General features: G+C 37.6%; 21 protein-coding genes and 1 tRNA gene. 8 read left to right on the top strand and 14 right to left on the bottom strand.

Annotation, left to right across the window (positions count from 1 at the left end; genetic code table 11):
• Positions 1 to 144: 144 nt before the first annotated feature.
• Both ABJQ32_08705 and ABJQ32_08700 read left to right on the top strand, forming a co-directional pair.
• A complete protein-coding gene (locus tag ABJQ32_08705) occupies positions 145 to 2,994 on the top strand; it encodes a pitrilysin family protein (protein ID MEP5289716.1) in 2,850 nt (949 codons plus the stop codon).
• An 82-nt stretch (positions 2,995 to 3,076) separates the two neighbouring features.
• A complete protein-coding gene (locus ABJQ32_08700; protein MEP5289715.1) occupies positions 3,077 to 3,322 on the top strand; it encodes a hypothetical protein in 246 nt (81 codons plus the stop codon).
• A gap of 206 nt (positions 3,323 to 3,528) precedes the next feature.
• On the opposite strand, the gene ABJQ32_08695 is transcribed toward ABJQ32_08700, so the two are convergent.
• From ABJQ32_08695 to ABJQ32_08685, 3 genes are all read right to left on the bottom strand, one after another.
• A tRNA-Cys gene (locus tag ABJQ32_08695) sits at positions 3,529 to 3,599 on the bottom strand.
• Positions 3,600 to 3,674: 75 nt separating this feature from the next.
• Entirely contained in the window at positions 3,675 to 5,828 is a 2,154-nt protein-coding gene (gene rpsA / locus ABJQ32_08690; GenBank protein ID MEP5289714.1) for a 30S ribosomal protein S1, read from the bottom strand.
• Positions 5,829 to 5,974: 146 nt separating this feature from the next.
• On the bottom strand, positions 5,975 to 6,484 hold the full coding sequence (locus ABJQ32_08685) for a hypothetical protein (GenBank protein ID MEP5289713.1): 510 nt from the start codon (positions 6,482 to 6,484) through the stop codon (positions 5,975 to 5,977).
• 53 nt (positions 6,485 to 6,537) lie between these two features.
• Here ABJQ32_08685 and ABJQ32_08680 point away from each other — a divergent pair, with 53 nt between their 5' ends.
• The 3 genes from ABJQ32_08680 to ABJQ32_08670 are packed head-to-tail and all read left to right on the top strand — an operon-like array spanning position 6,538 to position 10,435.
• Positions 6,538 to 8,241, top strand: coding sequence for an amidohydrolase (locus ABJQ32_08680; protein MEP5289712.1), 1,704 nt, complete (start codon positions 6,538 to 6,540; stop codon positions 8,239 to 8,241).
• A gap of 11 nt (positions 8,242 to 8,252) precedes the next feature.
• Complete coding sequence (gene murB, locus ABJQ32_08675) at positions 8,253 to 9,269, top strand: UDP-N-acetylmuramate dehydrogenase (GenBank protein ID MEP5289711.1); 1,017 nt, start codon at positions 8,253 to 8,255, stop codon at positions 9,267 to 9,269.
• 14 nt (positions 9,270 to 9,283) lie between these two features.
• Entirely contained in the window at positions 9,284 to 10,435 is a 1,152-nt protein-coding gene (locus ABJQ32_08670) for a DUF819 family protein (GenBank protein MEP5289710.1), read from the top strand.
• Positions 10,436 to 10,497: 62 nt separating this feature from the next.
• On the opposite strand, the gene ABJQ32_08665 is transcribed toward ABJQ32_08670, so the two are convergent.
• Entirely contained in the window at positions 10,498 to 10,836 is a 339-nt protein-coding gene (locus tag ABJQ32_08665) for a hypothetical protein (GenBank protein ID MEP5289709.1), read from the bottom strand.
• Positions 10,837 to 11,021: 185 nt separating this feature from the next.
• Between ABJQ32_08665 and ABJQ32_08660 the strand changes: the two genes are divergently transcribed.
• Together ABJQ32_08660 and ABJQ32_08655 are read left to right on the top strand one after the other, a co-directional pair.
• A complete protein-coding gene (locus ABJQ32_08660) occupies positions 11,022 to 12,455 on the top strand; it encodes an NADP-dependent isocitrate dehydrogenase (GenBank protein MEP5289708.1) in 1,434 nt (477 codons plus the stop codon).
• Between the two features lie 74 nt (positions 12,456 to 12,529).
• Positions 12,530 to 13,384 carry an ion transporter gene (locus tag ABJQ32_08655; protein ID MEP5289707.1) on the top strand — a complete coding sequence of 285 codons (855 nt, stop codon included), beginning with the start codon at positions 12,530 to 12,532 and terminating at the stop codon, positions 13,382 to 13,384.
• A 297-nt stretch (positions 13,385 to 13,681) separates the two neighbouring features.
• Here the strand turns inward: ABJQ32_08655 and ABJQ32_08650 are convergent, their stop codons facing one another.
• From ABJQ32_08650 to ABJQ32_08635, 4 genes are all read right to left on the bottom strand, one after another.
• A complete protein-coding gene (locus ABJQ32_08650; protein MEP5289706.1) occupies positions 13,682 to 14,293 on the bottom strand; it encodes a hypothetical protein in 612 nt (203 codons plus the stop codon).
• A gap of 908 nt (positions 14,294 to 15,201) precedes the next feature.
• Entirely contained in the window at positions 15,202 to 17,859 is a 2,658-nt protein-coding gene (locus ABJQ32_08645) for an ABC transporter permease (protein ID MEP5289705.1), read from the bottom strand.
• Positions 17,860 to 18,222 carry a PadR family transcriptional regulator gene (locus tag ABJQ32_08640; protein MEP5289704.1) on the bottom strand — a complete coding sequence of 121 codons (363 nt, stop codon included), beginning with the start codon at positions 18,220 to 18,222 and terminating at the stop codon, positions 17,860 to 17,862.
• Positions 18,223 to 18,374: 152 nt separating this feature from the next.
• Positions 18,375 to 18,893 carry a DinB family protein gene (locus ABJQ32_08635; GenBank protein MEP5289703.1) on the bottom strand — a complete coding sequence of 173 codons (519 nt, stop codon included), beginning with the start codon at positions 18,891 to 18,893 and terminating at the stop codon, positions 18,375 to 18,377.
• A gap of 221 nt (positions 18,894 to 19,114) precedes the next feature.
• Here ABJQ32_08635 and ABJQ32_08630 point away from each other — a divergent pair, with 221 nt between their 5' ends.
• Positions 19,115 to 19,879 (top strand): CDP-alcohol phosphatidyltransferase family protein, encoded by a 765-nt coding sequence (locus tag ABJQ32_08630; GenBank protein MEP5289702.1) that lies wholly within the window; start codon positions 19,115 to 19,117, stop codon positions 19,877 to 19,879.
• 150 nt (positions 19,880 to 20,029) lie between these two features.
• On the opposite strand, the gene ABJQ32_08625 is transcribed toward ABJQ32_08630, so the two are convergent.
• From ABJQ32_08625 to ABJQ32_08600, 6 genes are all read right to left on the bottom strand, one after another.
• The gene (locus tag ABJQ32_08625; GenBank protein ID MEP5289701.1) at positions 20,030 to 20,785 is read right to left on the bottom strand and encodes a hypothetical protein; all 756 of its coding nucleotides are present in this window, start codon (positions 20,783 to 20,785) and stop codon (positions 20,030 to 20,032) included.
• Positions 20,786 to 21,193: 408 nt separating this feature from the next.
• A complete protein-coding gene (locus tag ABJQ32_08620; GenBank protein MEP5289700.1) occupies positions 21,194 to 22,366 on the bottom strand; it encodes a hypothetical protein in 1,173 nt (390 codons plus the stop codon).
• A 238-nt stretch (positions 22,367 to 22,604) separates the two neighbouring features.
• Positions 22,605 to 23,192, bottom strand: a complete 588-nt coding sequence (locus ABJQ32_08615; GenBank protein MEP5289699.1) for a hypothetical protein — start codon at positions 23,190 to 23,192, stop codon at positions 22,605 to 22,607.
• Positions 23,193 to 23,453: 261 nt separating this feature from the next.
• A complete protein-coding gene (locus ABJQ32_08610) occupies positions 23,454 to 23,975 on the bottom strand; it encodes a hypothetical protein (protein MEP5289698.1) in 522 nt (173 codons plus the stop codon).
• 203 nt (positions 23,976 to 24,178) lie between these two features.
• Complete coding sequence (locus ABJQ32_08605; protein MEP5289697.1) at positions 24,179 to 24,355, bottom strand: hypothetical protein; 177 nt, start codon at positions 24,353 to 24,355, stop codon at positions 24,179 to 24,181.
• A gap of 57 nt (positions 24,356 to 24,412) precedes the next feature.
• Positions 24,413 to 25,066, bottom strand: a complete 654-nt coding sequence (locus tag ABJQ32_08600) for a TauD/TfdA family dioxygenase (GenBank protein MEP5289696.1) — start codon at positions 25,064 to 25,066, stop codon at positions 24,413 to 24,415.
• Positions 25,067 to 25,278: the final 212 nt, after the last annotated feature.

The following is a 25,278-nucleotide window of genomic DNA, read 5'->3' as shown; positions in this document are numbered from 1 at the left end:
TGCAAAAGTATAACCTCTTTTTGGAGTAATCAATTCAAATTCAATCAATAACTTATATAAAGTATTAACCTTTTATATGATAATTGTTTCCATCGGCATTAATCTTTGATTAAATAGCATGTTCAACAATTTTCAAATTCTATAATGAAACTATTCAAAAAAATATCTATTGGTATTGTGACGCTTGGAGTTATAATAACTTCTTGCACGTCACCTTCAGAAAAATCAGGTGATGACCTATCTGTAGAGTATGAAAAATACACACTCGATAATGGACTTGATGTAATACTACATCAAGATGATTCAGATCCAATTGTTGCTGTTTCTATTCTGGTACATGTAGGTTCTAACAGGGAAAAGCCTGGCAGAACGGGATTTGCACACTTTTTTGAGCACATGCTTTTTCAGCGTTCAGAAAATGTACCTGACGGAGGCTTTTTTAAAAATATTGATGAGTGGGGAGGAACTTTTAATGGGGGTACATGGACCGACGGAACAATTTATTATGAGGTAGTACCTAAAGATGCACTTGAAAAAGTTTTGTGGATGGAATCGGATAGAATGGGCTTTTTCATAAATGCGGTTTCGTTGGCAAGCCTTGAAGGTGAAAAGCCTGTAGTACAAAATGAAAAAAGACAAAGAGTAGATAATCAACCATACGGCCATACGCAAAGCGTGATTTTGAAAGCACTCTATCCGGAAGGACATCCATATAACTGGACGGTTATAGGGGAATTAGAAGACCTTCAAGGAGCTACTTTGGATGATGTGAAAGAATTCTACGAACAATGGTACGGGCCAAACAATGCTACTCTGGTAATTGCCGGAGACATCAAGAAGGATGAGGTAAAAGAAATGATAGCGAAATATTTCGGTGAAATTCCATCTAGAGGCGTGGACAAGCCAATGGATCCACAACCAGTGAAGTTGACTGAGACTAAAACATTTTATTATGAAGATAATTTTGCGCAGCTACCTGAGATTAGGATGACGTATCCTACGGTAGAGCAATATCACCCTGATCAATGGGCATTAGATGCTTTAGGCCAGATTCTTTCAGATGGAAAAAGAGCAGCATTGTATAAAGCAGTAGTCGAGGAGACGAAGGTTGCACCAGACGTATCATCTTACAATAGTTCGAATGAGCTTGCCGGGACGTTTACAATCAGAGTAAGAGCAAATGGAGGAACTGATTTAGATTCTGTAAGAACGGTTTTAAATGAAGCACTGAACAAATTTGATAAAGAAGGTTTTGACGTAAAGGATTTAGAACGTATTAAAGCGGGATTAGAAACAAGCTTTTACAATGAAATTAGTAGTGTGCTAGGAAAAGCCTTTCAATTAGCGTTATACAATGAGTACGCGGGTGATCCAAGCTTCATTGAGAAAGATATAGCCAACATAAAAGCTGTAACGAAAGATGATGTGATGAGGGTATTTAGAAAATATATCTTAGATCAAGATAAGATTGTTACCAATTTTGTTCCTATAGGAGGAGGTGACTTAGCAGTAGAAGGTGCAGTTGCTGCCGATATAAAAGAGGAAGGGATCAACGATTTTGGACAAAGCGAAGTAATTGAGGAAGAAGGCGACTTTACAATTGTAAAGACCGAGTCTTCATTTGATAGATCGGCAGAGCCGTCATTCGGAGATAAGCCATTGGTGACTCCTCCGACTATTTGGACAGATGAAACGTCTAATGGAATCGCTATTTATGGTGTAGAGGCAAATGAGTTACCGCTTGTTAATTTTTCCATGAGAATTATGGGTGGTCATTATTTAGATAATCCCGAAAAAGTAGGGGTGGCTAATTTAATGACTGATATCATGATGGAAGGAACGGCTAATAAAACTCCTGAAGAGTTAGAAGATGCGATAGGGCAGCTTGGAGCTAATCTGAATATGTTTACAACGAATGAATTTATTCAGGTTTCTGGAAATTGCTTGACAAGAAATTTTGAAGCTACAATGGAACTTGTTCAGGAAATTATTTTAGAGCCGAGGTGGGATGAAAAAGAGTTTGATCGAATCATCAATCAAACACTTCAGTCAATCAAACAAAGAGAGACTAACCCTAATTCTATTGCGACTGTAGTGATGAACAAGAAACTCTATGGCGAAAATCACATTTTAAGTCATCCCTCTGTTGGTTATGAAGATCATGTAAAGAATATAAGCATTGATGATTTGAAAGCATTTTATGCTTCGAATTTTGCTCCAAATGTGACAAATTTTCATATTGCTGGTAATGTTAGCCAAGCTAGAGCTATCAATGCTTTAGGTAGATTGAAAGATGGATGGGAACAGAAAGAAGTTGCTATGCCGTCTTATGAAGTACCATCCTTACCATCTACGCCTCAAGTATATTTTGTTGATGTACCTGAAGCTAAGCAATCTGTAATTCGTATGTCTCGTTTAACTGTTGATGCGGACGATCCTGCTTACAATGAAATTATGGTAGCAAATGATCGCCTGGGTGATGGATCATCAGGTCGTCTTTTCCAGATTTTGAGAGAAGAAAAGCAATTTACGTACGGAGCGTATTCGTTTCCTGGTAGAAGCGCAATGGCTCCTGGCACCTTCACCGCTTTTTCAAGTGTAAAATCTTCTACGACAAAGGATGCACTTGATACCTTTAAAGAGGTGATTGGAACTTACGGAGATACATACACAACTGACGATTTGGAAAAGACACAAACAGCTATGATCAAGGAGAATGCAAGAAACTTTGAGACACTGAATAATCTTTTGGGAATCTTACAGAATATAAGTACCTATAATTTACCTTTAGATTACATCAATAATGAGCAAAAAGTAGTGACTGAAGCTACAATAGAAAGCATTCAAAGTACAGTTAGTGAGTATTTCGACCTTAGTAACTACATCTTTGTAATTGTTGGTGACAAAGCGACTCAGTTTGATCAGCTAAGAGTAAATGGCCCTGGTGATCCAGTATTGGTAGATCGATATGGAAACGTAGCAGGAGCTATGTGATTTTAAACAAAAATCATTAAAAGAAAACCCGTCTGGATCATCCAGACGGGTTTTCTTATGTTGAAAATATAATAAAATCACAATGTTTGAAAATCTAAATTTTCCAGTCACACTAGATGAGAACCAATTTGATGAATGGTTGATATATGGACGTGAGAGTAAGATTAGGTATAATTATCTCGTGATTCTGTGGGATGAAATGGAGAAGGACTATAGGCCAGTATACCTAACGGAGAGAAAGGAGTTTGAAAAATATACTGATAAAAGGAATGTTAATGATGTTTTAGTTGCTGGATATGATTTGTTCACTGAGTCAAAGGTCCTTTGATTTCCTCAGCTCTATTTCCTCATTTTGATTGGGTGATCTCTGCTCGTACAAAAAAAGCGACCTTACAGGATCGCTGAGAATGAGGCGCTAGCGGATTATTCATACACACACCATACGACTCAGCTTGCGGGCCTATGGTTTTACCTCCAGTTCGCATCCGCAATTTTTGTCAATAAAAAAAGCGACATAAAGTCGCTTTTTTAAAGAGGCGCTAAGCGGATTCGAACCGCTGTAAAAGGTTTTGCAGACCTCTGCCTAGCCGCTCGGCCATAGCGCCAAAATTTAATTATTGAGTAAAAGTATTAAAAAACGAGTCATCCGCTAACAAAGCGAACAACTCGTTTTGAAATGATTACTTTTCTTCTTCTTTCTTAGCTTTTGCCTTAGGAGCCTTTTTTGCAGGCTCTTTCCCGGCATCTTCCATTTTGTCTTTCAATGCAGAAAGAGCATCTAGGTCACCAAGTGTTGACTTTTCAACTTCCTTGTTGATTTTATCTAGCGTGTTACCTTTTTTGCCACCAGCAGCAGGCTTCTTAGAAACTGCCTTAGGTTGTTCTGCATCTTTATCCCAAACTGAAGTATGTGAAAGAACTATTCTCTTATCATCTTTCGAGAACTCAAGTACTTTGAATTCTAAAGTTTCTCCTTCAGAAGCCATTGTTCCATCCTCTTTCTTGAGGTTCTTAGGCAATACCTGACCTTCAAGTCCGTAAGGAAGCTCTACTGTTGCTGTTTTGTCAGAAACATTAGTTACTGTACACTTATGACTAGATCCTTTTGTAAATACAGTTTCGAATGTATCCCAAGGATTCTCTTCTAGATGTTTATGGCTAAGAGCTAATCTTCTATTCTCAATATCAAGCTCCATTACTTTCACTTCTAGCTCGTCACCAACTTTCACAAACTCTGATGGGTGCTTGATTTTCTTAGTCCAAGATAAATCAGAGACATGCACTAAACCATCAATTCCTTCTTCAAGCTCAATGAATAGTCCAAAGTTTGTAAGGTTACGAACAGTTCCCTTATGCTCTGTTCCGATAGCGTAGTTAGTAAGCACATCTTGCTTAGTCCATGGATCTTCAGTAAGCTGTTTGATACCAACGGACATTTTTCTTTCGTCCCTGTCGATCGTTAATACTACAGCTTCTATTTCGTCACCAACATTGATGAAATCTGATGGGTTTCGCAGGTGTTGAGACCATGACATCTCTGAAACGTGAATCAGACCTTCAACTCCCGGGATGATTTCAAGGAATGCTCCGTAATCAGCTACGTTTACAATCTTACCTTTCACATTAGATCCTACATCAATATCTTTATCAAGTGAATCCCAAGGGTGATCCGTGAGTTGTTTCATGCCCAATGAAATTCTTTGCTTGTTGTCGTCGAAATCTAACACTACAACATTCACTTTTTCATCTAGTGAAAGAACTTCCTCTGGATGATTGATTCGTCCCCAACTAATATCCGTAATATGAAGTAGACCATCTACACCTCCAAGATCGATGAATACACCAAAGTTGGTCATGTTCTTGATCACACCTTCTAGTACCTGACCTTTTTCAAGGTTGTTCAGGATTTCGGCTTTTTGTTGTTCTAGATCTTTCTCAATAAGTACCTTATGAGAAACCACCACGTTATCATTAGTGTAGTTGATTTTCACAACTTTCACTTCCATAGATTTACCTACGAAGATGTCAAAATCTCTAATAGGCTTTACGTCAATTTGAGATCCAGGAAGGAAGGCTTCTACGCCATATACATCCACTATCAATCCACCTTTTGTTCTTCTCTTGACGAAACCTTCAATTACTTCATCATTGTCAAGGGCACCTTGGATAGATTCCCAAGCCTTAACAATCTTTGCTTTTCTTCTTGAAAGAACAAGTTGGCCATTCGCGTTTTCTTGTTCTTCTATATATACCTGCACTTCGTCTCCTGCCTTTAGGTCAGGCATATCTCTAAATTCAGAGAGGGATACCAAACCATCAGATTTGAATCCGATATTTACAATGACTTCTCTGTCAGTTACGCCGACAACAGTTCCATCAATGAGTTCCTTCTCTGTAATTTCAGTAAGAGTTCCTTCATAAAGCTGTTCCATAGCTTTACGATCTGCCTCTGAATATTCATCGTCAAAACCATCATCATCAAAATCGAATGATCCTGCAGGCTCGATTTCAGGTTCTACATACTTTTTGGCAGGTTTTTCGGTTTCTACTTCTTTCTCCGCTTTGGGCTCCTCTTTCTTTTCAGATTTCTTCTGTGCTTTAGGCTCCTCTACTTTTGCCTCAACCTTTTCTTCTTTTTCCTCCTTTTTAGGAGTTTCCTTTTTCTCTACTTTGGTTTCTTTCTTAGCAGCAGGTTTAGCAGCTTTTTTCTCTTCCTTTACCTCTTCTTTCTTTGTCGCCGCTTTAGTAGTGGTCTTTTTAGCAGGTGCTTTTCCTGTTGATTTTTCTTCAGATTTAGCCTGCACCTCTTTGATAGTTTCTTCTTTCTTTGCCATAATAAAAAATGACTCCCGAATGGTACACTTTATCAGTTGGAGTCAGCACTGATAAGCTTTTTCTGTTAAACATCCCCTGAACGAGTCAAGGTGCTCCATTTTGGAACGGAGCGCAAATTTAATGCTTTATCTGTGTGTATTCAAAATTAGTTTTGAACCTTCTGAAAGAAAATTATGGATATATCAGAAGGGCTTTCCAACTTCTTAAGTTTTTTCTCTGTAGGTCGGGTTTTCTTTACAGTGGCGAAATAGAGTAGCTGATCCTGAACTTTATTTATTTCCCTTAAAACTTCAATACGTGAATCTAGATCGTGATTAGGTAAATTATTCAAAGCAGCATTGTGACTATCAAGTAAGATTTGTCCAGCTTCATAAATATTCTTTTTTACTTTTCTCGTCACTTTCTCATATCCACCTCCATAAGCTATAACCTCTTCCTCAATAAAATATAGTGGTTCAATTTTCTCACTATTCATTTGAATCCTTTTTTCAAGATTTGAATATTGAGACTCAATAGATCCCCCTTCCGATTCCTGATTTTGATAATTATCTTCATTCTCACCTGGTGAATTAGAACCAGTGGATTGTGGATTTTGAGCAAAAGCTGCAGTAGATAAAAATAGGATAAAGTAGAAATAAATTAAGGTACTCTTCATATTCACTAATTTTAGAAATTATAGTTTTGAGTCGCGAATATAAAATTGATATGATGAGATACCTTACCGTTTATATAATCCTACTATTAACATTGGTTAGTTGTGTGGGTGATTCTGAGCCAGATATAGCTGCTGATACCATATTTTTTAATGGACCAATTTATACGATGGATGATGCCAGCCCCAAAGTTGAGGCGGTGGCTATCAAGGCAGACACCTTTTTACATGTTGGTACAAAGTCAGAAGTAGATGCTTTTGTCGGGAAAGAAACTCGTATGGTAGATTTAAAAGGTCAGACTATGATTCCAGGATTGACTGAAGGACATGCCCATATCATGGGGGTGGGTTACAATCTTCTGAATGTTGATTTGAGAGAAGCGAAGAGTTATCAAGAAGTTGTTGATATGGTGGCAGAACGGGCGTCTAATACTCCTGAAGGAACATGGATTACAGGAAGAGGGTGGCATCAGGATAAATGGACAGAAAAACCTGAAATGACTAATGGGTTTCCAATGCATGATTTGTTGAGTGAGGCCGTGCCGAATCATCCTGTTTGGCTAAAACATGCCAGCGGTCACGCAGCGCTTGGTAATGCAAAAGCAATGGAAGTAGCTGGTATAGACGGGAGTACTTCTCAACCGGACGGTGGGGAGATATTTATGAGTATAAGTGGGGAACCTACTGGAATATTCAATGAAACAGCTCAGGGTTTGGTGACCAAGTCAATACCAAAAGCAACGAAGGAAAGCGATACTCAAGCACTGAAACTTGCTCTTGAGCAATGTTTTAAATATGGTATAACTGGTTTTCATCAAGCAGGCTCTAGTCAAAATCATATAGACCTTTTCAAAGAATTCGCAGAAAAAGGGGACTTGAAACTACGCTTGTACGTGATGCTTAGTGGAAGAGATGAAAAGCTATTAGAGGAATATTTCAAGAATGGCATTGAAGAGGATTTGTATGATAATCAGTTAACTGTAAGATCAGTTAAACTTTATGCAGACGGAGCTCTTGGATCACGAGGAGCGTGGCTTTTAGAAGAGTATGCTGATGCTCCTGGAGTACATGGGCATAACGTGATGCCAATGGATGCTATTGAAGGGGTTACTCAACGTGCTTACAAAGCAGGATTTCAGGTGTGCATTCATGCCATTGGTGATAGGGCAAATAGAGAGGTTTTAGATATCTATGAACGAGCGTTCAGTCTTTATCCGGAAAGCGCCTCCAAAGCGCCTCGATTTAGAATAGAACATGCCCAGCACTTTCATCCCGATGACATCCCGAGATTTGCAGAAATGGGAGTTATCCCATCAATGCAGGCAATCCACATGTCGTCCGATAGGCCATGGGCTATTGATCGACTAGGTCAGCAAAGAATTGAGTGGGGAGCTTATATGTGGCAAACATTACTTCAGTCAGGAGCAAAAATTGTAAATGGAACTGATGCTCCAGTAGAGCCCATCACACCGTTTGCAAGTTTATATGCTTCGATAAGTAGAAGAACCTTGGCTGGGAGTCCTGATGGAGGGTATGAGCCTGCTGAAAAAATGACTCGTGAGCAGGCACTTAAATCTTATACACTTGACGCAGCATATGCTGCTTTCAGAGAAAATCGGAAGGGTAGCATTGAAGTAGGTAAATGGGCGGATCTTACAATTCTTGATCAAGACATTATGACAATTCCGGAGGATGAGATACTAGATCTAAACGTAATGATGACGATCATTGCTGGAGAAGTAGTTTATGAAGCAGAGTAAGTTTTAAAATCTTGATTGTACAACAAAACGTTTCCCTAAAGCCTTACAATACCTTCGGGTTGGATGAAAATGCAGGGCTTCTTGCCATTGTTGATTCCATAGATGATTTAGATGAGATCTATCAAACTGGTCGATTTCGAGCTCAGAAAAAAATGGTTTTAGGTGGTGGTTCAAATGTGTTATTCACTAGAGGTTTCACGGGGCTGATAGCGAAGAATGAAATCAGAGGGTTTCACATCATGAATGAAACGGATGAGGAAGTGCTCGTGTCGATCGGAGCAGGAGAGAGCTGGCATCAATTTGTATTGTGGTGTGTGGAACGTGGTTTTGGAGGAGTAGAGAACCTCGCACTAATTCCAGGGACAGTAGGGGCTGCTCCCATGCAAAATATTGGAGCCTATGGAGTAGAGTTAAAGGATGTATTTCACTCACTCGAAGCTTATGAGATAAAAACAGGTAAAACACTTTCTTTTTTTAAGGAAGACTGCAAGTTTGGATATCGGTATTCCATTTTCAAGGGGGAATTGCGGGATGAATACGTAATTATGAAGGTTTTCTTTAAGCTAAGAAAAAAGCCAGAATTTAATATATCCTATGGTGCTATTAAGGATACGCTGAACGAAATGGGAGTGGAAGAACTTACATTAAAAAATGTGAGTCAGGCGGTAATTAACATCCGTCAATCTAAGCTGCCAGACCCAATGGATATTGGAAATGCTGGAAGTTTCTTCAAAAATCCGATCATAGAAAAACTTCACTTTGAGGCATTGGAAGCACAATTTGAAGATATCAAGAGTTACCCTGTAGACGATGAAAAAGTCAAAGTGCCAGCAGGGTGGCTTATTGAAAAAGCGGGCTGGAAAGGCTTCCGTGATGGAGATATAGGAGTACACGATAAGCAAGCACTTGTCTTGGTGAATTATGGGATGGGTAGAGGAAAGAATATTTTTAAGCTTTCCAATGAAATTATGAAATCTATTCAAGGAAAGTTTGGAATTGAATTGCAGCGAGAAGTGAATATTATTTGATATTACTTTCAAGAATGACTGAAAATTCACTTTACGTTCTCGCCGCACTGTTCTCATTAGTTTTTCTGAGTGAGTGGCTATGCAAGCATACTTTTCTGAAGCACATAAGTAGTTCTCTATTGGTCATCATCCTGGGAGCAATTTTTGCAAACACAGGAGCTATCCCATCTGCGTCAAATGCAAGCCTTGTGTATGATGTTGTCTTTAAATACGTCGCTCCAGCAAGTATTTTCTTCTTGCTTCTTGGAGTAAACCTCAAACAGCTTAGAAAGGCAGGACTCCCCATGCTCATGGCCTTTTTATTAGGAGCCATCGGTACGATGATTGGAGTAGTCTCTTCTCTTCAGTTGATTGACTACAGAATTGTTTTTGGGGAAAATTATGCTGCCATTGCGGGAATGATGACGGGTACTTATGTAGGTGGAAGTGCTAATTTTAATGCCGTGGCACTACATTATGAAGTATTTAAAGAAGGAGCAATCTTCACAGGTGTAGTAGTAGCAGATAATATCATTACAGCTATTTGGATGATCGTTACACTAAGTATTCCTGTCTTTATGCAGAAACTTAGACCTCACAAGTCCAAGGTGTCTTCTGGGAATCATTTAGAAGAAGCAGATAGAGAGGTGGAATCTGTAGGACCGATGAGTTTAGCACTTATGCTAGTCATTGGGATAGCTACGCTGCTCATATCAGATTTTATTGCCAATAGAGCAAATGACTTTGGTTTTAGTATCCCTTCTATCTTGATTCTTACTACAATAGCTTTGCTATTGGGGCAACTGAGAGTAATTCAAAAACAAGTAGGGGCAAAACTGCTTGGCATGTTTTCAGTCTACTTGTTCTTAGCAGTAGTTGGTGCCTATTGTGAGATAGGAGCACTCATAGATGTGGGGGCCTATGCACTTGATATCTTACTTTTTACGATTGTGATTGTGCTTATTCATGGAGCTTTCTTACTAATATGCGGATTGTTCATGAAATCAGATTGGTCCATTATAGCCGTAGCTTCTCAGGCAAATATTGGAGGAGCGAGTACTGCTTTGGCTCTCGCTAAAAGTGTGAAAAGAAATGATCTAATTCTTCCTGCAATCCTTGTCGGATCTCTTGGTAGTGGGCTGGGTACTTATCTGGGCTTTTTAGTAGCAGGCCTTTTAGGTGCTTGATATTGTTTTTAGATAGTACTTGAATAAGGAATCCTTTTGATGCTGTCGTGTTTTTACAAGTCTTAGTCCTTCACTTTTTCTATATATTCATCCATCCGAGATAGTAATCTCCACCATTCTGACCCATCTTGACGGAACGTTCTTATTGCACCGGCGCGTACCAATATCTTTCGAAGTTCATCCTCTTCAAATCCACCTAAGTGCTTTTGCAGTGTTTCAAACGATCTGTCCGTATATGATTTGTGCTCAAGAAAATGCTTGGCGGTATCTTCTGCCATAAACTCGGTTTTGAATTCTTCCCTCTTTACTTTCAGTTCTTGATTAAACCTTTGTTGCTGAAGAAAGTATGTAATCAACCCTCCGACGATTGTTCCTGCTAGTGAGAATATTGCTGCTTCCATAATTGAAATCTTTTTTACTTGTTGTGATGACTACACAAAACACTAAAATTAGGTGATTCTCCTATTTTGAGTGCATTACTTGCTCTATTAATAAGTATTTGCTTATGTAATACATAAAAAACATAAATAAAAACTTATGAACATCTTTAGCTTGATTTGCGTCTAGAAAGCAAATTAACAATATGATGCAAAAAGTAACATTCGCAAAAGGAGATGGAATTGGTCCAGAGATTATGGATGCCACCCTCAAGATTTTGAACGCAGCTAATGCACGCATTGACTGGGAAGAAATAAAAGTGGGCGAGCAAGTCTATCTCTCAGGAAATACAACGGGAATAGATAAAGCAGCTTGGGATAGCATTCGAACAAATAAAGTGTTCTTAAAAGCACCCATCACGACTCCTCAAGGTGGCGGATACAAAAGCCTGAATGTTACGATGAGAAAATCACTTGGCCTTTATGCCAATGTAAGGCCATGCAATAGTTTCCACCCATTCGTGAAAACGAAACACCCCGAAATGGATGTGGTAATTGTACGAGAAAATGAGGAAGACCTTTATGCCGGAATAGAGCATCAGCAAACAGATGAGGTAGTTCAATGCTTGAAACTAATTACTCGTCCAGGATGCGAAAAAATTGTTCGTTACGCTTTTGAGTACGCTAAGCTTTACAAGCGAAAGAAGGTAAGCTGTTTCACAAAGGATAATATTATGAAACATACGGATGGACTTTTCCATAAGGTGTTTAAGGAAATTGCAGCGGAATATCCTGAGATTGAATCGGATAACTGGATCATCGATATTGGTGCGGCTCGATTGGCCGATACCCCTGAAATGTTTGATGTAGTGGTTATGCCAAACTTATATGGCGATGTGGTTTCAGATATTACCGCCCAAATCTCCGGATCTGTAGGTCTTGCAGGGTCTTCTAACATTGGTGCAACAGTTGCTATGTTCGAAGCAATTCACGGGTCTGCACCAGATATTGCAGGGAAGAATATGGCCAACCCTTCAGGACTCTTAAGAGGAGCTGTGATGATGTTAAATCACATCGGTCAACAAGACGTTGCGGAGAAAGTAACAAATGCCTGGAGCTGTACAATCGAAGAAGGAATTCATACGGCAGATATTTTTAAAGAAGGAATTAGTAAAGAGCTAGTCGGCACAAAGGAATTTGCTGAGGCTGTGATTGAACGAATTGGTAAAATACCAGAGCACATTAAGCCTGTCTTTTTTGCAAAAGATGTAAAATTGAACCTGCCAGCTTACAAGCGTAGAGTAAAAGCGAATAAAGTTTTGAAAGGTGTGGATGTATTCGTTGATTGGGAAGGAGGCAAGGTGGATGATTTGGCAATGAAGCTTAAAAATCTGGAGATAGATATTAAGCTCAGCATGATTACTAACCGGGGTGTAAAAGTATGGCCAGAAGGTTTTGAAGAAACATTCTGCACGGACCACTGGAGATGCAGATTTGAAGTAGAAAATGGTCATCCAGCATTGAAAGAAAGCATACATCAGGTTTTATCAAAAGCATTAACGGAAGGAATAGATGTCATAAAGACAGAAAACCTATACGAATTTGACGGAGTGAGAGGTTACTCACTTGGTCAGGGACAATAAGTTGTAGTAGAGTAGTGGAGGGTATTCATCATATGAGTGCTCTCCTTTTTTAGATCTTAATCACCATAATCAAAATGAATCTTCTTACTATATCTTACACAGGTACCCTCAGAGATAGGCTTAAAGACTTCTTTGAGTCAGGATTCTTCCAGTCTTTCATCACGTCACTCATCATCATCAATTCAGTTCTCATTGGATTGGAGACGTCAGATTACGTAATGGTTCATTATGGTGAGATTATTGATTTAATCGACCTGACTATTTTGGCTTTATTCAGTATTGAAATCATATTGAAACTGTTCGTTTATCGTTTAAACTTTTTCAAAAATGGTTGGAACATATTCGACTTCATGGTGGTAGCCGTATCATTGGTTCCGGCAGCCGGTTCATTTTCTATTTTCCGAGCATTGAGAATTGTTCGAACATTGAGACTGCTTAAGAGCATTCCAAAGCTGCGATTGATCATCGAGTCATTGATAAAATCTCTGCCAAGTATAGGCTGGATTGTAGTGCTTCTATCCATTGTTTTCTATGTGTATTCAGTTATCGGAGTGAACTTATTCGGCGAGATGTACCCAAAGTATTTTGGTGACATGGGCAAGGCGTTTTACACGCTATTTCAAGTTATGACATTGGAGAGCTGGTCTTCAGCGGTTGCCAGACCTATCATAGAAGGAGTCCCATTTGCAGGAGTCTTCTTCATCACATTTATCCTTATTGCTACCTACACTACGCTGAATATTTTTATAGCGATCGTGGTAAACACAATGAATGAAGTTTCTCTCAAAGACCTTAAGGAAGAGGAAGAACATATCAAAGATTTTGTGTCTGATGAGAATAGAAAGCTACAGTTACAATTGAATCAGATTCAAAAACAACTTAAAGAAATAAGCCAAAACATGAGTACACCTAAAGAGTATGAGTATTAGTTAGACCTCATGGATCTTACCCATTGTGCTAATTATAAATTTTGTATCTGCCTAAAAAACTGTCATATCGAATGAAAATGAGATATCTGTCCTTTTCGAAAGTTGAATTTCAATTATTACACCCCATATTCATTGATAAAGATTTCTCCTTGCGTCGAAAAGACAGTTTTTAAAACGAATTTGATCAAATTAATTAGCGCAACGAGTAGGTTTTATATCTTTTTAGTCATAAGAGATAATGAATCATTAGGTTTCATTGTTGGCTGAACTTCCTCTAGTATTTCAGAAGAAACATCATTAATTCATTTCTAAAATTATTGTATGCGGTATATCCCTATCAGGATAAACCACGTCAACCTTCTCTCCGTTTTTGGAGGCTGGAGTCATTCTTGGTATTTTGTTTAATACCCGAACAGCTTCAGCTTGAAGTTCCACAAAAGTATCTCTCACTTTTAGTGCAGAGGGGTATCCGTTTTTGTCGATTTTAACAAATACATCAATTTCTTGTGTGCCTGTAAGTTTAAGTTTTTTGGCAACATCCATATTGAATTCAGCATTTATGAATTTAGTGATACGGTTAATAAAACACTGCAACTGCTCATCTTTGCTTTCATTCTCGCATCCTAGATAAGTTGGGATGATGTCTACCTCACCAAAAGAATTTAGATAATTGGCACTTGAAGAATCATAAGGGTTTTCGATCCCTTTCCCAGCTACCATAGCAGCTAAACTTCGAATGGCTTCCTTTTCTTCTTCACTAATATTTCCTTGCTTCATCATTTGTTGATGCACAGCGTCTATTTTTTGTAAAAGCTCACTATTTAATTCCCTGTTTCCAAGTTTTTGATTTTGAGTGCATGAAAAGCATAGAATGAAAGTAATAAGTACTGTAGAAAAGATTGGTTTCATATTGTTTGTATTAAATCACAATAATAAATCTGAATTGACCTTTGAAGTTGAATAGAGCGCGTATTTGGTACGAAATGAGTTGTTTTAGGTATGAAATGAAAGAGACAAAACTCTGTGCTTATATTTTTTAGAAACTGGAATTTCAATCTCGGTCATTTGTATAGTGTTTGAGTTTTTCCAAGACCTAAAATGTGTGGGGTTCATGAGGTGAGAACGATGTGTCTGAACAAGAAAATCTAAATCATTCTGAATTTTCACTAGTGAAGAGCGGATCAGTTTAGAATTGAGATGATTATTCTGAATAAAAAAAACCTCTATATAATTATGCGCATTGGATATGCAAATGAGATCGGATTTATGGATCTTCAATATATCTAGTTTGTTCTCGCCTTTGATAGTTAAAATATCTTGTTTTATGGGAATTAATTTGGTTGAATACCTTCTGACGAGAAGTATTATTGGGGATAAAATCAGTGTTGATTTTATCATGATGATATTAAAGAATTCTGAGAAACTATACAGTCCATTATATAGAGGACTTTTGTAGTAAATGTATGTGGTAGTAATGTATAGTACGTTAAAAAAGAGAAAAGTGATAATTTCAAAGCCAATATTCCACCTATCTATTTTTTGATAGACGCCTTTTTGAAACAAAGCAATTATGCCATAACATAGAAATGCTATGAGACCAAAAGAGATGCTGATATTAGTCCAATCAAAATGTAAGGTCCCATCATCAAACGGTCGGATAAAAAAAGCAAAAGCAAAAATCCAAAGACCAAGCAAAAATCCAATGAGCAGATTGTGTTTAACTGACGAGTTTAATTTATGCATTTACCATGCCTAAGGTAGCTAAATGCATAAATTCCGTTACAACTTGATACTGTAAATCTTAACCTAAGTTGAAGCTATTCCATTCTCAATACTTCCGATGGATTTACATTGGATACTTTCATGGATTGAAAGCTGATGGAAATGAATGTAACAAACATCACCGCCAAACCTGATAGTACGAATATCAGCGGACTCAATGCTATTTTGTAGGCAAAGTCAGAGAGCCAGTCGTGAAGTAGCCACCACGCAATAGGTGAAGCAATGAGTGTTGATATCCCTATGAGAATGATAAACTTCTTAGCTACTAAAAGAATGATGTTTGCTGATGAAGAACCGAGTACTTTCCGAATGCCCATTTCTTTAAAACGCTTTTGCAAAACCAGTCTGGTCAGTGCTAAAAGTCCTAACCAGGCAATGAACAAGGAAAACCCAGCCGCATAGTTGATGATAGAGCTGTATCGCTTTTCTTCTTTGTACTTATCATTTAAGATATCATTCACATACCTCATTTGAAAAGGAAGAGTTCCCATGGCTTTTTTCCAAGCATCCTCTATGTTCTCAGTAGTTTTTTCTGCGTTACCGGGACTCACTTTAATCATAGTAGTAAAATATTGAGGGGGCCATACATATGAGGATATACCTGTTAACCCTTCGATTATGTAGTCGATTTCAATGGCTAGAATTAGAGGGGAAACTTCAGTATGCAGTGAGTTAAAATTGAAGTCTTTCACTACGCCAATTACTTCATGACTTCTCTTGAAGTTTTTGCCTGGAATCTGTTTTCCTAATGGATTTTTCCATCCCATCTTTTTCACCAATGATTCATTCACAATGATGGCTTTTCCACTATCATCTTCCCTAAAGTCTCTTCCTGCCACTAGCTCTAGTCCCATGGTGCTTGGGTATTCCGCTGACACCAAATTGAAATTGAGTTCCAGGTTTGAGTTATCCTCTTGCTGAAAGAAGAACACGGTCCATTGCAATGACATAGTCGTCATCGTTGCAGCGGTACTCAAAATATTTGTGTTAGTTCGAAGCTCATTTTGGAATAATTCAAAAGCTTTTGTTGCCTCTTTATCACCCAGATTGCTTGGGAGTTCTACTTCTACCAACTCATTTTTTTCAAATCCCAGTGATTTATTACCGACATAGTCCATTTGACTTTTGAAGACGGTCGTTCCTATAATCAGTGCAACGCAGAAGGTGAACTGAATAGTGACCATCACATTTTTGGCTATACTTTCCTTGCCAGCAGAAAGCGTTCCTTTTAATGCACTTGTCGTCTTTAATCGTAGGATGACGCCAGAAGAGATGGAGCTGGAAATCAGGGAGATGGCACTAATGAGCAAGAGCATAAAACCTATGAGTTCTCCGCTTAGGTGGAAAATCAATGTTGCGTTAATCAATCGATTGAATACAGGTATGAAATAGTACGTGCTAACCAATGCTAGTAAGCCGGCAATCAACGCTAAAAGAAATACTTCAAGCAGAAGCTGAGATGAGAGCTGCCTTTTTAATGCACCCATGGTTTTTCGAATACCAAACTCTTTGATTCTATTGAGTGATTGACTGCTGGTGAGCATGATGAAATTGAGGATGGCAATAACGATTACCAGTAAGCTAAGGCCCATTAAAATGTAGACATAGTCAGGATTATAGGTTTTTGCCTCCCCTTGTTCAGCAAATTGATCGCTCCACCAGTAAAGCTTGCTTATAGGCTGTAGCTTGATGTTGATTTTATCTGACCTTTCATTTATTTGAGCGAGCCGTTCAAAGGTATCAGTAAGCAATTGTTCGTATGCTGCAACACTTTCGGACCGATCAATTTTGATGTAGGTTTCAAGATAGGAGACATCATATCCAGTCAGGAAGTCAGGGTCGGAGATCATAGCCTCTATATGATCTATGTGAATGATGAAATCAAAGGGTATGCTATTCAGATCTTCAACGGGATCTGCTACAGCTGTGACGATGAATCTTAAAGATTCAGAGTTACCTACATTCAGTTCAATTTCTTTTCCAATAGGGCTGGACAAGCCAAAATATTTTTCAGCCATGTTAGGACTGATTACTACCTGAGAAATGGTTGTCAATGGCTGCTTTTCGTCTCCCTCAATGATTGGAAATGAGAAAATATTGAAATAATCAGGATCTACCAAGGTGATTCTCTCTGCGAAAGTTTCGTAACCTTTTTTTACATAACCTAAGCTTGATATCAAGCGAGTAATGTGTTCTATCGAGGGGATTTCATTTCTTAGGTCTGTAGTTAATTGGTTGCCTGTGGTGTTGTTTTTAGCAATCAACTCATTCGTATCTCTGTTTCGAATTTCCTTGGTAAACCGAAAAATAGACTCATGATCTTCATGGAAAGTGTCATGATTTATTGCGTTTTGAACATAGAAGAATACCAATAGGCCAAACATGATGCTCAATGCCAGTCCTAAAACATTGATGACGGAGTAAAACTTGTGTTTGCGCATATTGCGCAGTGCGAGTAGTAGATTGATTCGTAGCATAGCACTATTTATTAGTTGAGTTTTTGAGTTTCGTAAAAAGATGCCGGGTCTGAAAAATCGAAGTGCATTCCAGACCAGTCTTCTGGTTGATTTAAATCTTGAGAAGCGTTCCTTGTCCTTTAGGAACTGTTCCCAAACATCTCCGATTACACTCTCAGCAAGCTGAGGAGGGCAATAGAAGTTAATCAGCTTTATGACCCACTTAGGAAGCTCCATCTAAATGGATGAAAATTTTAAATTAGGGATGAGTGACCAAAGCTGCTGTCGCTGTTCTTTTAGAATCTGGAGCTTTTCTAACCCGGTATTGGTGACCGTGAAAATTCTTTTTCGTCTGCCACCTCGCATATTAGATGCCCCGCCCATTTCTGAGGTGACATAGCCTTTGTCTTCCATGCGATAGAGGGTTACATGAACAGCACTTAGGTTGACTTCTCTTTTGACCTTCTCGCCGATCTCCTCAACGATCGCGTTTCCATAGGCATTTTCACCTAAGAGCGCCACCATGGTGAGCACCAGTTCTTCAAACTCTCCGAGATATTCTTTCTTCATTACTATATATTTTGTTAAAGATATACGCATTTGTATATACTTTGTTATAGTAATAGAAGATTTTTTGTAATTATTGGGGTGATAGAAGGTGAGTGCTTGATCTTTTATTCCGCTGTTTTTGTATTCACAAGTGTGTGGATATCACGAAGTTGGTGAGGATGCGAACTAAGGCTAGATGCAATTTAGGATTTGGTGTAAGCAACTATTTCACTAATCCTTGATAGGTGGTGATCGTCATGTTCAGCTACAAAAAGAAATAAGTCCATTGTTCTCATAGGAGTCTTTAACCTCGGGTGCAATGCATATTTATAAACTTCCTTTTCTCCGAGTTTAAAGAGACTATCCAAGGTTGTTTGTCTGATGTTTATGAAATCAATTAGTAATTGTTGAATTTCCTTTTCATTGTGCTTGGCCAAATCAGTTTTTTTATTTTCTAAATCCGCTCTCCTTAAATACTCTGTTCCATTCAAGATGTCTTCAAGTCGACCTTGCCAAATAGGCTCAAGATCAATTAGGTGACCAATATTTTCTTGAATAGACCAGTTACCCTCAAATTTTGTGGTTAAATCTTCCGTTGCTATTTGACTGATTTTATGATTTAATCGGATAGGAGTTCCCTCCAGTCTTTCCAATATCGATGGAAAAATATTTTGCTCTAACGAGAACTCAAACTTTCTGTCAAACCATTTTATTTGTTTCATTTCTTTTTTGATTATGCGATGGTTTGTGTCACCACAAAATTGTGAATATTTTCTTGTTTACGAGGACACGTACCAAGGCTAAAAAATGCTACTTCATAGAATAAAAATAAAGGTTTATCACTAGTTACAAACGCGAGCTGACTTAACTTAAAAATAGCTAGAACAAAGTATGAAAATCTTTGTTTTATGCTTTATCGAAATGTAAAACATTTTAAACTTTAGTGTCTAAACTACCCAAAGACAGTCGATTCATTGATATTTCTGATTACGGACGACCAGTAGCCAGAGCTATTACTCTTCAGTTAAAGGATACTTCCGTTACTCCTATTCATGTAACCATTGCATTTACCATATCAGGTATGTTAACTATCTGGTGTATGATTAATGGGTATGCATGGTCGGCTGCATTTTTTTTGATCCTAAAATCAATATTAGATGCTGCTGATGGTGAGTTGGCAAGAGTCAAAAACACACCTTCCTACACTGGTCGATACCTTGATTCTGTTGCGGACATTACACTGAATGCACTTATCTTCGGTACGTTATGGTATCTAACAAGCGCCAGTATTTTAAATACAGTATTGGCTTTCTTAGGTATGCAATTGCAAGGGACTATCTATAATTACTATTATGTAATTCTCAGAAATAGATTCAATGGAGATACGACAAGTCGAGTCTTTGAGAAAAAGCCTCCTGTTGCATTGTTAGGTGAAAAGCAACGCAACGTAAACATCCTCTTTTTTCTTTATAGAGGACTTTATGGTGTTTTCGATAAAGCAATCTATCTGTTGGATCGAAGCGCTGTTAAAAGTACCTGGTTTCCAAATTGGTTTATGACCATTGTTTCACTACTCGGATTAGGTTCTCAACTTCTTATTATAAGTATCTTCTTAATTCTTGGGTTGAGAGATATCATCATCCCTTTTTTCATTTGCTATACCTCAATGATTTTTTTCATCGTAGCAGTAAGAAAGGTATATGAATAAAAGCCTGTTTGTACTTTTTGATCCTATTTAGATTTCTTCCTGCATATTTAAATTAGTTAGGCATCCACTCCCTACGACTTTCAGGTTCATTTTCAATCGTTTTGATGATCTGTTTAGCAGTAAATTTCTTAGAGTCTTTGTTTAGCTGACTTATTCACTGAATTCCTTTAATTCAACAGTTATGTTTACCCGCTTTTCACTGATTATATTTCCTTGCTCATCAGTCAATGTTTGGTCAAATGAAATGGTTCTTTTAATTAGGCCGATGTTAGATACAAATTCTGTGGTTTCTATTCCATTTGATTCATACCAAGCACCATCATTCTCGACTTTATATGCTTTGAAAGTTCCAGCAGGAACAGATACATCTTCCAATTTAGTAGCTTGTTTAGTGATTAATTCAGAACCGTCTTTTTCCCAATGCGTCCAACTCTTTCCGATTTCTAAAGGATAATCATAGACAATTCTTGGAGGTTCTTCAATTACTAAATCTCCTGAAATTATTCCATCATCAGTTAACCCCAATGAATCGTTTAATCTGGGATTACTAGTTCTGGCATTTGCATCGTTAATTGCATATATCTTGTATGCCATTAGACTTAATTTGTTGCTATCCTGTCGGTAATGATGAATAGAGGTTAGTTCAGGTTCCTCATCTGCGGTCGTTTCAAATCTGAAAGTTTCAACGCCGTTGATCTCATCTTTGCCAGTTATTATAATCCTAATCGTTCGGTTTCTTAAGTTTTCAGGAAAATCCTGATCGTCCGTAGACCAATTATAAACCCATAAATTCCCCTCTTCTAATGGGAAATCTGTTACAATACCACTTCTGTTAATAGGGTTATCAGCATCACATGAAATGAGTATCCCGAAAAATATCAAAAGTATTGGTTCTAGTTTTTTCATCTGCTCCAATTTGTCGCTAACGATCAGTTAAAATCTGTAGGCTGGTCGTCTATCTATTTCTTTAAAAGTATTTGTTCCAACTCCAATATTTCCAAATTCTAGGAAATATAAACTTTGGTTTCAGCTACATTCCACTATGCTTTTGCCGTATTCAATATCAATACCGATATGATAAAAATACATTTTCCAGTTCCTTGAATTTTAAAATATAAGAGTTAATCGCATAAGGTGTGAAAATGTTCCTTCAATTGATCATAACGTACTGATATGGCTCCATCTAATCCTCGTTTGCAATGAGGATTCTTAAAGCATAAAGTTTTCAACTTATTAATTCAACCTCAACCATTCCTTTCATATCCGAATAGTCTTGCCATCACTCGTTGCAAACGAGCGTTAGCTTGGGTTTTCTTAATTTTTTAGAAGGTCTGGTAAGTTCGTTTGCCAATCTGTTATCATAAATTTATCAAGAATCCGTTGATTCTGTCCGATGACGTAACAGATTGTTGAACAATATTCTCGTCTGTACATAATATCAGAATCCTTGTTAAACTCATCTTCCATATTGATTGTCCAATTGTCCTGCTGATTTTCTGAAAAAGAGTCCAATCTCAACACATATGCATTTGTTTGGTATATCTCCCTAATTTCAAAATATGCCTGAGAAGATTTGGTATCACCACCACATGCACAAGAGTTAGCAATGATTATTGGCTTATCATGTAGATTGGATGTATTAACAATGTCGCCCGCGGTGGATTTGAATTCGAATTCTGGAGCAAGCATGCCTACCTGAATTCCAGTTTTGGTGTCGAAACTGTTTTCCTTTACTAGTCTTAGAATACTTCCATTATTGTTAATGCTATCAAATTTGAAGTAAAAATCATTTAGCTGTAAGTATTCACCTTTCTTTATTAGGTCATTAACTTTTATTGAATCTTTCTTGCCGAGTTCGCTGGATAAAAGGGCTATTTCAGGGTTTAATCCATATGTGAAAGAACCACTTAGAGGTTGATCAATTATTCCGACTTCAAAGTTTTTATCATCAATGAATATTGAAGCCGATAAATATTCATCTCTTCCATAGATTATGTCACTATTCCAACTTCCGATTCTGATCCAAGACTGATGTTGACCTGTTTCTACACCATTGGAGACTAAAAATGTTACTGGAATAGAGTTTTCGGATGAATACCAATCAATTGGTTGTAAAGAGAATGAAGTTTCATCCATGAATGAATGATTGTTATTTTGATCGACTATCATTACAACCTTTTCAGAAGGAAGTTGACCTTTAATTATATCAATGTAATCCAGTTCGGACTTAAAATCAACTGGAATCCTGATGCCTAAGACGTTGGTTAAAGGCTTAGGAAGATTAATTGGGTAATTAAATAGGTTTGTGGTGTCCTGAAACTCCAAGAATCCACCTCCGAAATTGAATCCACCGAACCCTTTTATTCTGTTGGTTTTTATTAGTAATGTGTCCGTTTCGGAAGAGAATTGATTGGTCATTTCCTGGCAGAAAACTTCTACAAATCCAATTATGAAAATCGATATTAAGACTGTTGATTTTAAGTTCATAAGATTATCTAATCAGTGCAGAAATAAACGCTAACCTTTAGCTTCCCTTGATATCACTATTAGAAGAAGCTGAATTTAATAACTTAAAGATAAGGACGTCAAGTTAGAACCAAGATCTAACCAGGTATTGAGACTCCTCGTTTGCAACGAGGATTCCTAAAGCATAAAGGGGATACTTGAGGGTTATTCTGAGCTGCTCTACACTTAATATTTGTTCGATAAAAGTGCGCAGATAGTTCTAGAGAGTGAAATTTGGATTTTTTTCATGAGCCGCATCTATTTCAACTAGCCTGTCCAATAAGACAGAGAATAATTTGGAAAGATCTCTAAGGACCGCTCTTTCCAAGACTTCACCTGGATATTCAAGGTGTATTACGCTGATTTCAGGTGGATAACTAAGGCCAAACCAACCATTTCTACCTATGATGGTTTTAAGTTTTATATACGGGTTTTGCATCAAAAGTCTCATAAGTTCTTTCGATTCGATCAACTTCATTATCGAGTCTATGCTGTTACTTTTCAGTATGTACTCTTTTTCAAAGGACTTATTTCCAATAGAGATTCCATTAATGCCAAGCAGCTTGCTCAAGTAGCCTTTTGCGGAAATATGAAGTTTGAGTTTTTTCTTGTGAAGAAACGAGACCTTCATTATTGTAACGGTATAGTTCTCACTCCTTCTATCTGTATATAGCAAGATGGTCCATTTCTTATAGGTAACCTTTAAGATGTCATTTTCTGTTGGACCTCCATCCACGTACTCTCCACCTATTTCCTTTGCGAATTTTGTCCATGCATCAGCTTTTGTTGGTTTGAAAATACGGGTCATCTATTCGCTTTTAGAAAATTTAGACGTTTGTGATTAGGAATCTCAACGTTTATAGTATTGAGGATAACATTTAGATAAACGACATATGGCATTTATCCCAGATATGGCATGTGCCTCTGGGGATGCAATGATAAAGTTTGCATTGCAAATGCCTAATTTTTTTTCATCCTGGTTACAAAATAGGACGAGATAGGAAAGCGGTAAACTTTCGAATCGCAGAAAAGCCCTATGTTTATTTATCTTTTGTTGGCGCCAGTTATTTTATTCGTTATTCCATCCCCAATCATCTGGTGGATTCATCTCATTGAACCTTTCTGTTATTGTATCCTCATCATCAGGGTGAATCAAGTCGTAATACTCTTCTGGAGTGTAAGTATTTTTTCGTGTATAATGATTAGCTAGATTGGCTGCTTTTAGCGAACTATAGCCTGTTAATTTTAACTCACAGGCACTGCAATTGAACTTAGTAGGTAGAATTGATTGCCTGACAATTATTTCATCCTCATTGTTTTCAATATTTTGTTTTCCATAAGGTTCACCAAAAACAGTTGCAGTGCTATTACATGCGGGACATTCTAAGCCATGGTATCCACGATAAGCCAATCTATCGCCATTTTTCTGTGCTTCTTCTGATAATTTTTCACGAACCTCACCCTCTTTGTTTTCGAAAACTTTTTTGTGAGCAGCAATAGCACTTTTTGTTTTACCTACAACCTCTTCTTTGATTTCTTCTAGAATTAATTCGGCTTCCTTTTGGATATCTTCACCAAACAATGAGTTCAAAGATTCACCTTGAAATTCGGAAAGAATTTTACAACATTTATAAAAGCCTGCAATCCAAAGTTGAGTAGGATACTCCTCAAATGCCGCTGTGCCTGAATGGACTTCTTCATTTCTTCGGTTTATTATAGCCTTGGCAGCTTTGATATTTTCATCAATAAATTCTGTAATTAACGTTTGACATAAGTTAAGAACGTGAACCGTATTTATTGATTTCTTCTGAGTCTTGCCGAACCAAGGTTTAATGCGTGCAAGAGGTTTTGATGTTCTTTGTCTGGCTCAGCTAATAAAGTAGGACTGACTTTCGCAACGGCTGAACGTGCTAAGAGTTCTAAGCCTAAGGCGCCAATAAAGACCGAAAAATGGTTCTTCTTTATCCTCATCAAATGCCTTTTCAAAATATAATTTTGCCTTAGTAAAAAGGGGGTCTCTTTCCCAACTCATAACGTATTAATATAAATTCTTTTTAATTCTCTATTGATGCCGTTTCTAACAGCTTCTCGCCCATGTAAGGTCTTCCAATTGTCAATAAGAATGGTTTTATGTTGATTCCATTTAAGGACAGATGTCTCGACTCTATTAAATGCATTTTTCATTATTAGGACAAAATCTTTTGCATGGTTATTAAAAGGTGTCATGCATGTTGAATCATATCTAAATCCTTCTTGCCCCTTGTGTTTGAAAAATAATGGTAGATAACAGCTTCTGTTTTTTGTTTTTAGAAGAAATATGGACCTTCTTGCTATTTTCAATTCAGCTTCAGAAAGTTGTCGAAATAGTTGGCTAGTCGCTAACAGCTTTGTTCCACAGCTACTTTCTTTTTCTGCATTAAGCATCATATATCTCACAGGAAAATTTAAAAAAGCCGTGTCGGTATGTAAGGGAAATTCATTTAAGCCATGCAGATTACTAAAAGTACCTCCCATTGCATCTTTATTTTCTTTTGGATGTAGAGAAAAAATTTCTTGTCTATTTGAGTGTTTTACGACCTCACCAAATTCGTTTGCTGCCTTTAGTAGACTAGATTCATCTGAATAGTTTTCAAGCTCAATCCAACCTCTCTCGTTAAGTGTGTCCAATTTCTCTTGTATCATCTTAATTGGTGCCAACATTAATGTAACACGCACTGTGCGCCACTAGCCGTACGCGTTATTTTCTTTATATATTTTGGTATGTTACTTTATTTAACTGTTTGATAATCAATAATGAAAACGACACTAGTCGTTTAATAAGCGTTTACTTTCGTGTATAACATGCACTAGGCAATATTTCAAATATACCGTTTTATTGATTTTTCAGCGTTGGA

Origin of the sequence: Marinobacter alexandrii (assembly GCA_039984955.1) — a bacterium.
Lineage (GTDB): Bacteria > Bacteroidota > Bacteroidia > Cytophagales > Cyclobacteriaceae > Ekhidna.
Note: the sequence above shows the minus strand (reverse complement) of the source record. Positions and strands in the feature narration are given on the sequence as shown.